Raw genomic sequence first — 9,757 nt, forward strand, 5'->3', positions numbered from 1 at the left:
TTTAATAAACCCCTCCCCCGCCCCCCCCACCCCCCCCGGGCGCCGCGCCCCCCCGGGGGGGGGTGGCGGGGGGTGTCCAAGTCCATCTGGGCGATGGCATCGTTGATATGCTCGATGCCCGCGGTCTGCGCCTTGCTCGCTTCGGCGATCGCGGCCATGATGTCGGTGACGCGCCGGACGCTACTCACGATCTCGTCCATCGTGCGGCCGGTCTGGTCGGCCAGTGTCGTGCCCAGTTCGACCTGGGAGACCGAGCGCCCGATCAGGGCCGTGATGTCCTTCGCCGCGCCGCCTCGACGGCCGCGTTCAGCGCGAGCAGGTTGGTCTGGAACGCGATGCCCTCGATGACGCCGACGATGTCCGCAATCTCGCGCGACGACGCATGGATCGCTTCCATCGTCGCGATGACCTGCCCGACGACCGCGCCGCCCTGCGTGGCGACGTTGGCGGCGAATCCGGCCAGCTCGTTGGCCTGCGCGGCATTCGCCGCGTTTTCCTTGGCCGTGCCGGTGAGCGCGCCCATCGACGACGACGTCTGCACGAGGGCCTGCGCCTGGTGCTCCGTGCGCCCGGCCAGGTCGCCATTGCCCTGCGCGATCTGGACCGACGTGGCCGCGATGTTGTCGGTGGCGCTGCGCGCTTCGCTGACGATTCGTACGAGGCTGCCGTTCATGTCCCGCAGCGCCTGCAGCAGCTTGCCCGTCTCGTCCTGGGCATCCACGGCGATCATGCTCGTCAGGTCGCCCGCCGCGACGGTTTCCGCGACGCGCACCGCCTCGTTCAACTGGCGCACCAGCGTGCGCGCGACGAGCAGGGCGAAGGCGAGCGTGACGACGAGGCCCAGCACGCCGGTGACGGCACCACCGAGCACCGCCCGGTTCGACGCGTCGGTCGCCGCGCCGACCGTGCCGGTAAAGCGGTCGCGCGCCGCCGTGCGGAACGCCGTGACATCCTTGCGATAGGTCGCCAGCGCCGTGGCCATCGCCTGCAGCCTGTCCTTGGCCGGCATGCCACTGTGATTCGCCATGGCGTCGGAAATCGCGCGGGCCGTCTTGTAATACGTGTCGAACTCCAGTGCCAGCCGGCCCAGGTCCGCCTCATGGACCTTGTCGAGCGCGCGCACGCGGCGGTAGTTGTCCGCCACCTTCGCGGCGAGGGCGTCGGCGCCGGCGATCTGCTGGGGTTCGCCGGCGGCGGCCGCCGAATTCAGCACGTCGATGATCTTGTCCAGGGCGCCCGCGTTCTCCGTCAGCGCATCGAGCACCGGGTACTGCACGTCGCGCACGTCCGCCAGGCGCACGTTATTCTGCTTGAAGACGATGGCCGTGAAGATCAGGTAAGCCGCCATGCACAACATGGCGATGGCCGGGGCCAACAGGACTTTCCACAGCACGGGCAGGCGGCTCAGCATCTTCACTCCACGCGGAAGCCGTCGGCCGGCTCCTTAAGGTTGACTTCAGGCAAATGTTATCTGGTATTTACTCATTCTGGCAAGAAAATAATTTCGTATAGACAACATTTGTGAAGTGTGTGAAATCCGGACTACGCCAGTCTGGCCAGGTCACCTTTGAGCTGGGCAACCGTCGGCGTGACAACCGCGAGGAACGCTGCTTCACGCGCACGGCGGGCGTAGCCGCCGCTCTCCGCGCGCAGCAAGGCACGTCCGCCCAACGCCTGCAACTCCAGCGCGAGGGCAGCCGCCGCGATGTCGACCATCCGCAGGCGCAGCGTCAGCAGCTCGCGCGGCTGGTCGCGCAGGGTGCCGTCATCGAGGCCGGCGCACAGTGTCTGCCGGTAGGCTGCGATGTCCGCATCGAGCGCGTCGATTTCGCCGGACAAGACCGACGGGCGGTTACCGAGCGCCGAGCGCCCTGCCCGCAGCGATGCGCGCGCGAGCCCGAGCCCGAGACCGCATTGCAGGCCGACGAAAACGGGACGGATCGAGGGCAGGAAAACCCGCGCCTGCGGGTGGATCTGCCAGGACGCATCGAGCGTGACGTCGTCCAGCCTTAGGGCGGCCGTGTTGGTGCCGCGCAGCGCGAGCAGATCGAAGTCGGGTTCGCGCACCACGCCGCGCACGTCGTGGGGAAGCGCAAGCACGGCCGGATTGTCGCCATGTTCGTCGCCGACAGCGATCGCGGCGACGAATCCCTGCCTGCGCACATTCGTCGCCCAGGCCACCGTGCCGTTCAACCGCATGCCGTCCGGTACGGCGGTGCCGGTGATGCGCAGCCGGTCCAGGCCGCCCAGGAATTTCATCGCGTTCGACAACCCGGGCGCGCCCGCGAGCCGGCCGTGCACCAGGTCCGGCACGAGCCTGCGCTCGAGGTCCCGGTTCGGGCTCGCCAGCAGGCAGGCGATGACGGCACGCTGTGCCCAGTACACGAAGGCGGCACCGAGCGAGTGTTCGGCGAGTCCCGCGACGACATCGACGGCCGCACTCAAGGCGCGCCCGTCCCCGCCCTCGCTTTCAGGCACCCCCACCGCGAACAGGCCGGCCTGGGCCAGATGGGCCGGCAACGCGTCGGCATGCGCCATGTGCGTGTCGAGTTCCTCCGCGTGCGCATCCAGCCATGCAAGCAGCGCTTCATCCATTCTTACCATCGTTTCGTCCCCTGTGAAATCGAACTGAAGCGATGTTAGGCGAAGTCAAGATCCATACATCGGCACGCCTGGCCCGCATGGACCACCACGCCAGTTGCGAATAACAGGATCAGTGGTTTGACGTTCACGGTGGTGCCGCCAGAACGGGATCGGCCCACGTTACGAGACTTATTTGTGGGAGACATGCTCGAACTTGCCGTTATCGGTCAGCTTGGCCACCGCAGTGCCCTCGACACGGCACACATAGTCCCGATCGAACTGGCAGCCCTCGATCTGGTCGACAACCTTGCGGTCAATGATTGACAAATACACGCCGGACATCACGTCGCGGTCCTCGTTGCGTACGATATCAAAGTCGTCAACGCGAACCAGCACAACCTGTTTCATCGGCGGAAACACGAGAAATGTCGCCGCCACTTTTTGTCGGAATGGCGGCGAAAACCCTTCGGTATATTGCTGCCCATTCATTGCATAGTCGTGGCTGCCGATGATATCCATGAGTGGATCATGACGCGTCGGGTCGGCGACGTAAGGATAAAAGTCGGGGGCGCATCGATCGGTTGTCCTGGGGCGACCGTTCGGACCTTGAAGCTTCGGGCGGCACCGGGACAAATAGCGGTCATAGTCCAAAGGCAGCCGCGTAACCTTGTAGTTCGAAAGCAGGCTTGGCATGGCACCGGCTACCGCAGAGGTTTCAGCGTTTGAAGTTCGTTGTCTCACGTAGCTGTAGAACGTGCCACCGAACGGAATGAGTAACCTATCGCCAATGGCAAAAAATTCCATGACCGGCTGCGCGCACGTTGCGGGCGCGTTCGCCAGTACATAGACGTCCTTCACGCCGATCAGGGACACACCCAGTTTCTTCTTCAAAAACGCGTCGGCCTGCTTTTCGGTCACGTCCGCCTTGGTAAGCGATTGGAAGACGTCCGAGAAGAAATATTCCTCCTCATGGAACCGAACAGCGCAATCAGCTGAAAATCTGGCTTCACCGTCCCGGACAACAATCGTATCGAATCGCGACACCAAACCTGGCGGCACTCGTCCGTCATAATCCGCGGAACGGTCGAACTTCCATGTTCCGTTCGGCGCAGCAGCATACGCCAGCGAGCAGACTACACCGAAGCCACACGACAGCGCGGCCAGGATCACGCGACACATTCCAAGCTCGACGGCTTTTTTGCGTGCACTCGTCATCATTGCGCACAATCGAACTGCGCGCCACTCAGCCGCTTGCGCTCGCGGTCCAACGCTTGCTTGACTTTGTCCGTGGATCTCATCACCGCCGGCTTGAGATTCCTGCGGGCGGAGGCCGAATAGCAGTAGCCGCCCGGTTTGTCGGCATTGGATAAATAGAAGACCGGCTCGTCGACGTAGCCGTCGAAGGAATTGGCCTTGACGGTCATGCTGGCGGCGATGTCGAGCTTGCCGTCGCCGTTGATGTCCAGGTAGCGCACGTCACGAAAGCCTCGACAGTTGTCGGCATTGATATCCACGGGAAGGTCGATCAGGACCGGGGCGTCCTGTTCGTTCTCCGCCGTCATCAGGCGGCAAGAGCCATTGGATATGCTTTTGAACCGCACGGTGACGAGTGCCAGCAAATGCCCACCTTGCCGCGCTGACCAATAGAGCGTCTTTTCCGGCTTCAACAATGCGATCGGCTCCTCCGGGACATCGTCACGTCCCATGAACACCGCCGCTGCGCGCGCCGTGAATGCGTTCACTTCCGCCGCATTCGCCTGGCGTATACCTTCGTCCGGCTTGGCATGCGCAAGAGACATGCCGAAAGCGGTAGCACATAGCACAACGCCAAGCCTGCGCACAAGATGTTTCGTTAGACCTGTCATTCTCACGAGGAGCACGATCTCATCAGGATGAAAAGGGTTTCAATTAAACCGTCTCGGTCTGTCGGTCCGCCTCTCGGACATTGCCTCCGATACTGGCATATTCGTATTTTTCATCGCCGCCGAGATATACCACGCGGGGATCCGACGGAAGAGTGGCATCTTTTGCAAAGCCAGCCAAAGAGTCATGTACATAGTTATCGAAAAACTTGATTAATTTTTCGTCATTCATCCCTCGGTTGTGCACAAACTCATCTTCATAGGCTGTCACTAATGCTTTGTAATGCGGACGTAAACTTCGCCTGAGTACGTTTGGAGCCGGTAGACCTGGATATCGTTCGCGAAGTGGCCCCATAATCGACTTCACATCATCCATTAATTGAGCATCGTAAAAATCGAGCCTGCTTTGAAGATTTGCCATGTTTGGAAGCGCGTCAAGGCGTGACTTTGCCGCTAAAAATTTATCCTGAGCAATTTCTAGTTTTTTGCGCGCCTGATCAATGTCCTCCGCCGTCGGCGGCGGCGCTGACTGGGCATTCGACATGTTCATCGCTCGAATAGAACGAAGTTGCAGCAATAAATCCAATTCTCTGGCGGCCTTTTCTTTTTTCTGTCTTAATGCGTCAACCTCTTTGTTGAGCAAGACTTCGTCTTCCTTGAACTTCGCGTTCCACCTTGAGACCCTCTCGGCCTCGCTCTTATTCCCACTCAATTTCATGCGAATTGCGCGGAACCTCCAAGCATAGTACAACCTCATATTTTTATTCATGAGCTCACCAAGACTCGTCGATGCGCCTAGAGCCTTCACATAATGATTGTAAGTCGCCAGCAGATCCGGATCCATTGCGAAATCTGCTTTATTCTTTTCGGACCATTTCAACACTGGCAGTAGCGGAACGCCGTTTATCAATGCGTAATTGTACATATGCATTAGCGGTATAACGCCCAAGTTTTCGGAAGGCGAAGTGGCACGCGCGCCCTCTCCCGGAGCATAACTACCGCCCACATCAGAGTGTACGCCCGGGTAAACGGTTTCGTAAAAATGGGCTGGCTTTGAAGCTGTGTTCTCCCGCAGGAAGCTTACACTGTCCACAGGAAAAGAATTCCGAATTTCGTGCGCCGCGATGAAGTGTCGCACCTCCTCCACCATCGGATCAATCTGTAGCATGTTCCCCCAATCGCTATGCCCATCGTATATACCAGGTGCCGGGTCCGCCCCAGCAACTCCGTTATGTGAAAAAGCCAAGCTCGATGGCCGGGTTCCGATAAAGCTGGCAAGACGGTCGTTAACAATATATCGCAGACTAGAGAACGCAGTGCCGATCTTGCTTGTCGTATTGTTGCTCATTGGGAGCCCAACCGATGCGACGGTATCGAACAATCCCAAGAAACGAACTCGCAACGGCCAAGATCCCGTCTTGAGAACCCATTTACCTCTCGATTGGATGCATCGCTCCTTTAGAAACAAATTCACGAATGCACGCGCGAGCGCGGCACCGCGACTAAAACCGAACACGGAAATATTAATCTCGGAAATAACGTTCGAAGGCGAATTCGCCAACACTAGATGACGTTTGATCGACTCGTCGAATTTTTTCAGCGCGTATTCCAGTCTGTCCGATCCTTTTCGACCAAAGCTAAGTCCGGTTAAGTCACCACCATCATCACCGACCTCGGAAAAATAGGTGCCGACTCCCTGCAGGTAGAAACTATATACACCGTTGACTTGATCGGTTGGCTTGTGCACACGGAACAGCTTCGCCACGTTACTATGCTTACGCAACCCCTCATCCGCGTAGAGGTTATTGCCCGTCCCGTCGAAAAAGAACGAAAACCAGAGCGTTTGCCTGCAGGTTGTTACAGGCTTAAGCTCCACTTGACGCACAGCCAGGGAAAAGGTCCCGAGTGGCGAAGGCTTTTGCACGATCGGAGACTGATCTGCACTGAGCATTTCTGCCTGATCCGGCCCAAAGCGCAGTCCGGTCTCTGTAGGCTGCAACAGGGGCATTCTGACGTCCCCGACAGTGTCGCTATTCTGGTTTTTGGTCATTGCTGCACTTTGGGAAATTTAGTTTTTCGACACGGTCTTCGCTCAATCTCAAACGCGGGAGTGACATTTCCTCGGTAATTTGAACTTGCACCGACCCATCCGGATAAAAGTGGGTCTCAAGATGATTCGGCTTGCCAGCATCAGTCCGTGTCGCCTTTACAAATTCTTCTTTGTACAGATAATGTTGCAGCACTTCCGTTTTGCCAGTTAGCGGGTCTTTTTCGGTGTAGCTGCAGCCATCGATTTGCCAGCGAACCTGCACGAATATTGCCCCAGATTCACCGGGCGAAAGGTTAATGCAGCACATCGAACCGCTTCCTCCGCTGGTAGGACTACTGACTCTTACAATGCCACCATTGCGATTATCGACCTCATAATCTTCGATATGATGATTGGTATAGTTATATCCAACCAGGTCGAGTGTCATTGTAGTTTTAGTTGCATTCTGCGATTGGGCGACTGCAACCATCCCGGAGAACGCATTCAAGTACACCAACAACGCACCCACGACCAACGCCAGCGCGCAGACGCAGACAAATTTTGCACTTCTCTTCATTTCACTCCTTCCGTGACGGCACCACCCTCGAGACACATCACCAATTCCGAAAATTTTGAGGGTTCCATTTCCACGGCATTCATCAAATTCGACCATTGGCTCTCATTTGCAGGGGACTTCCCCACAGTGAGGACCGCGACGTTATAAAGAATGAGGTCATTCAACGATCGCAACCCGAAGCTTTTTGCTTCGTTAATATTTGAAACGACGAATTCATACTGCCGAGCAACATCCAGATTTTCAAGATAACTGGATGCATTTTCTCGTAGACCATTGAGAACCTGGTCGGGTTCGCATGAATCTACCAAAGCGAACTCCTGAGAAGCACTTAGATTCAGTGCCTCATCCGCACTCGCCACATCATTGAACATCGAATCAACGGATCTTATGGCCCCACTACGGTCGACGTACCACCATTTTCGCGCGACACTCAGGAATACCTTTGCCTGTTCGGCATCAAGAACTCCCATTAACGACTCAAAGACCCGGGGATCAAAGAACCTCAACATCGCGTCCATGTCTCCCGATATGCACACGTTGAGCCGCGCTTTCAGCCGATCCTTTAATTGCCCGATCTCCAGCGGAGACGACAACATCATCAAGGACGACGAATAGGTGCCGCTTTCACTGATCCATTTGCAAAGGCCCAATGGTAATCGCACTGCCCCATCGGAACCGGCGAGGACAAGGATTGGCGCGACAGCCAAACTATTCACCTCGGCCGTACCCTCGAAGAGGCTCACCCAGGTGGTTGACGTTCTCGCTAACTGACGATAAAGCCCAGGCAATCCACCGTGGTCCAGCAGAAAATATAAGTTTGCGGGGTTCTCCGCAATGCTGCCTTTAGCAAAATCCTGAAGATCAAGAAATCGTGTCATGCGGATCTCAATACAAAAGGAGAGGCCGCGCTACGAGCTTTCAGCAGGCAGTCGATGCAGATACTGGTAGGTAGGGCCGGAAGCGGATACGAAATATGCGCCGGCCCCGCAAAACTCTTCTTGCCTGCATGTACGGAAATCTTCCCCGGACACTGCACCGTAATATTCCCGCCCTCGATGGTGATATTCGCCCCATCCGCCGTCGACAAACTGATCCGCTTCGCCGCCGCCCAATCCACGTGCGCATTCGCACTGACGACATGCACGTCGTCGCGCGCCTGCACGTCGAGCGTCCCCGCCTGCGCCTGCACGTCGACCGCATCCTGCGCTGCGATCATCTGCAGCCCGACGCCGCCCTCGCCCGCCTTCACGGCGCCGGCCAGCACGCCGATCGCCTGCCCGGTGTGCTGGCGCAAGGCGCCTCCGGTGACGAACTGCGTATCCTGACCGCTCATCAAACTGACCGTCTCGCCGTTCGACAGCTGCACCGACTCCGCAGCCGTCACACCCAGCCCGGCCTTTGCCGAGATGGCGATCACCGGCGCCGCCACATGCGGCAGCTTTTCGCCCTCCAACGTCGTCGTCGCCGCCACCGCATTCAACATCGCCTGCAACGGCGCCGCCTTCGCATCCAGCACGCTGGCGCCGGCCTTCGCCGCACCCAGGTGCGCAGCCAGACCCACCGTCTTGTGCGTGGCCGCCGCCTCACTGAACGTCTCGCCCAATTTGACGGCCTGTTTCATGAGCGCGATGCCGGCCACGTTGTCGCCCGCCGGGTCGCGCGACGACGCGTCGTGCTCGATGCGATAGCTCGATACCAGCAGACCGGCACCCGCGCGCAGCGCGCCGTAGGCGTCCGTGCGGAGTTCGGCGCCTTCGCCGCGCAGGCTCCCGCGGTAGTTGTCGGCGCCGTGGATCAGGTGGCCCAGGTTCAGTTCCGTCGCTGCGTGCGTCGTGCGCAGCTGGACGCGGCCCTGCGCGTCGGTGTCGTCGAACAGCAGCTGGTTGTAGCCTGCGCCGCCGAATTCCTTCGTGCGCACGCCCCACTGGGCCGCGGCGTTGCGGTGGCCGGCCAGCGCGGCCGAAGCGCCGTGCCACACAGGGCTGTTGCCGCCGGCGAGGTTGCCCTGCCCGGACGTCGCGTGGTCGTGTGCGGCGTCGAATGGATCGATGCCGGCGTCGCGGTGCTCGCCGCCCGGGGTCGGCGTCACGCCGCCTTCGCCCTGGCCGTTGTACAGCGCGCCCACGATGATCGGGCGGTCGATGTCGTTTTCGATGAACTGGACGATCACTTCCTGCCCGATCCGCGGCAGGAACTGGCTCCCAATGCCGCCGCCGGCCAGGCGCTGCGCCACGCGCACCCAGCATGTCGCGTCGCCGCCGTCCTGCCAGTGGAAGCGGATGCGTACGCGGCCCAGGCGATCGCAATACAGTTCGTCGGCGCCGCGCGGCGTGTCGCTGCCGTCGGCGCCCACGACGATCGCGCTCTGGGCGCCCGCCGCTGTCGGACGCGGGTGGCTGCGGCCGTCGCTGCCATCAAGTTGCGGGCGCCACACGACGTCGGCGGCGACGGCCTCGAAGCAGTTCGCGTAGCCGGCCGTGCGCGCCTGCGCGAGCGCCAGGCCGAAGTCTTCCGGCAAGTCGTCGCGCAGGGATTCTTCCAGCAGTTCGGGGATGGGGCCGAACAACTCGGCCAGCGCATCCTGCGCCCGCGTCGGCAGGTTGTTCACGCCGACGCTCGTCACGCGCACGATCGTGAACGGTGCCGCCGCGCCGAGCGCGCTCACCGGGGCGCCGGTCACCGTCAGGCGCGTGCCAGCGCGCAGCG

General features: G+C 59.9%; 9 protein-coding genes. All 9 read right to left on the bottom strand.

Translation table 11 applies throughout. The annotated features are described in order from the left end of the window. The coding region (locus tag ACEN88_RS17065; RefSeq protein ID WP_413341431.1) for a methyl-accepting chemotaxis protein at window positions 1-275 on the bottom strand (275 nt) is incomplete at its 3' end. Further along, on the bottom strand, window positions 263-1,411 hold the full coding sequence (locus ACEN88_RS17070) for a methyl-accepting chemotaxis protein (protein ID WP_413341416.1): 1,149 nt from the start codon (window positions 1,409-1,411) through the stop codon (window positions 263-265). The genes ACEN88_RS17070 and ACEN88_RS17065, both read right to left, overlap by 13 nt. 131 nt (window positions 1,412-1,542) lie before the next feature. Then, a complete protein-coding gene (locus ACEN88_RS17075; RefSeq protein WP_413341418.1) occupies window positions 1,543-2,595 on the bottom strand; it encodes an acyl-CoA dehydrogenase family protein in 1,053 nt (350 codons plus the stop codon). A gap of 177 nt (window positions 2,596-2,772) precedes the next feature. Continuing rightward, window positions 2,773-3,801 (bottom strand): hypothetical protein, encoded by a 1,029-nt coding sequence (locus ACEN88_RS17080; RefSeq protein WP_413341419.1) that lies wholly within the window; start codon window positions 3,799-3,801, stop codon window positions 2,773-2,775. Continuing rightward, window positions 3,798-4,463 carry a hypothetical protein gene (locus ACEN88_RS17085; RefSeq protein WP_413341421.1) on the bottom strand — a complete coding sequence of 222 codons (666 nt, stop codon included), beginning with the start codon at window positions 4,461-4,463 and terminating at the stop codon, window positions 3,798-3,800. Before ACEN88_RS17085 ends, ACEN88_RS17080 begins: the two co-directional genes overlap by 4 nt. Before the next feature lie 28 nt (window positions 4,464-4,491). Then, window positions 4,492-6,495: a phospholipase effector Tle1 domain-containing protein gene (locus tag ACEN88_RS17090; RefSeq protein ID WP_413341423.1), complete on the bottom strand. Its 2,004-nt coding sequence runs from the start codon at window positions 6,493-6,495 to the stop codon at window positions 4,492-4,494. After that, on the bottom strand, window positions 6,476-7,051 hold the full coding sequence (locus ACEN88_RS17095) for a DUF3304 domain-containing protein (RefSeq protein WP_413341425.1): 576 nt from the start codon (window positions 7,049-7,051) through the stop codon (window positions 6,476-6,478). Before ACEN88_RS17095 ends, ACEN88_RS17090 begins: the two co-directional genes overlap by 20 nt. Continuing rightward, a complete protein-coding gene (locus tag ACEN88_RS17100; protein ID WP_413341427.1) occupies window positions 7,048-7,929 on the bottom strand; it encodes a DUF4123 domain-containing protein in 882 nt (293 codons plus the stop codon). The genes ACEN88_RS17095 and ACEN88_RS17100 overlap by 4 nt, the downstream gene beginning before the upstream one ends. Then, a partial coding sequence (locus ACEN88_RS17105) for a type VI secretion system Vgr family protein (protein ID WP_413341429.1) occupies window positions 7,926-9,757 on the bottom strand: 1,832 nt, incomplete at its 5' end. The genes ACEN88_RS17100 and ACEN88_RS17105, both read right to left, overlap by 4 nt.

This window comes from Massilia sp. CT11-108, assembly GCF_047302915.1.
GTDB lineage: Bacteria > Pseudomonadota > Gammaproteobacteria > Burkholderiales > Burkholderiaceae_D > Telluria > Telluria orientalis.

What these genes read in the sequence shown, in the direction of transcription:
- ACEN88_RS17095 (WP_413341425.1), bottom strand. Translation starts at nt 7,051, where the DNA reads ATGAAGAGAAGTGCAAAATTTGTCTGCGTCTGCGCGCTGGCGTTGGTC.
- ACEN88_RS17090 (WP_413341423.1), bottom strand. Translation starts at nt 6,495, where the DNA reads ATGACCAAAAACCAGAATAGCGACACTGTCGGGGACGTCAGAATGCCC.
- ACEN88_RS17080 (WP_413341419.1), bottom strand. Translation starts at nt 3,801, where the DNA reads ATGATGACGAGTGCACGCAAAAAAGCCGTCGAGCTTGGAATGTGTCGC.
- ACEN88_RS17100 (WP_413341427.1), bottom strand. Translation starts at nt 7,929, where the DNA reads ATGACACGATTTCTTGATCTTCAGGATTTTGCTAAAGGCAGCATTGCG.
- ACEN88_RS17075 (WP_413341418.1), bottom strand. Translation starts at nt 2,595, where the DNA reads ATGGATGAAGCGCTGCTTGCATGGCTGGATGCGCACGCGGAGGAACTC.
- ACEN88_RS17070 (WP_413341416.1), bottom strand. Translation starts at nt 1,411, where the DNA reads ATGCTGAGCCGCCTGCCCGTGCTGTGGAAAGTCCTGTTGGCCCCGGCC.